This is a genomic window from Mycobacterium sp. E3298, assembly GCF_001666895.1.
Lineage (GTDB): Bacteria > Actinomycetota > Actinomycetes > Mycobacteriales > Mycobacteriaceae > Mycobacterium.
The window spans coordinates 1-778 of record NZ_LZJB01000189.1 but is presented as its reverse complement, the minus strand read 5'-3'; the positions used below and the strand labels follow the sequence as shown (position 1 = coordinate 778).

1 pseudogene is annotated in these 778 nt (G+C 69.5%); it reads right to left on the bottom strand.

Annotated elements, in window-relative coordinates:
• Window positions 1-173 precede the first annotated feature (173 nt).
• A pseudogene (locus A9X05_RS08850) lies at window positions 174-778 on the bottom strand (VWA domain-containing protein); the annotation flags it as partial.

Here is a 778-nt window from a genome sequence, read left to right as displayed (position 1 = left end):
ACGCCATCGAGAAGGACATCGGCTATCGCACCGTGGCCGGGCCGGGCAGCGCCGGGTGGCTGCGCCTGGGCGTGATCACCGCCTTGATCGCGACGGCGCTGGCGCTGCTGATCAACCGGCGGCTGCCGGTCTGATCGTCAGGACGGCAGCCGGCGGTTCAGGAACAGGCCGGCCACGGTGCGATAGCCGATGTCCTTCTCGATGGCGTTGTAGCTCTTGTTGAGCTCGGCGATGTTGCTGGCGGTGTAGGACTGCCCGCCGGACAGCTTGGCGATCGTCTTCATCTGGTCCGTCGAAACCGGGACGGCCACGCGCTGCCCGTCCATCTCGATCTCGCCGGTCTTGGTGCCGAACGAGATCGTCGAGATGGGCACCCCCTCGTCCCGGGCCAGCCGCGCCGCCGTGTAGACCCCGTCGTGCGGGTCGCTGGGATTGGACGGCTTGTTCTCCCCGCCGTCGGACAGCAGCACGATGCGGGCCGGGGGCGGGGTGTCGCCACCCGTGATGGCCAGGGCGCTCACCGCGTGCAGGGCGGTGAAGATGGCCTCGCCGGTGGCCGTGCTGTCGGCGAAGTCGAGCTTCTTGAGCGCGTCGATCGTCGCCTGGTGCTGCGGGGTGGGCGACACCAGCAGGTATGGCGTGCCGGCGAAGCCGACCAGGCCCAGGTTGATGCCCGGCGTCAGCTCGTCGGCGAACTGCTTGCCGGCCACCTTGGCGGCGGTCAGCCGGTCGGGGGGGACGTCGGTGGAGGCCATGGACTCCGAGACATCGATCACCA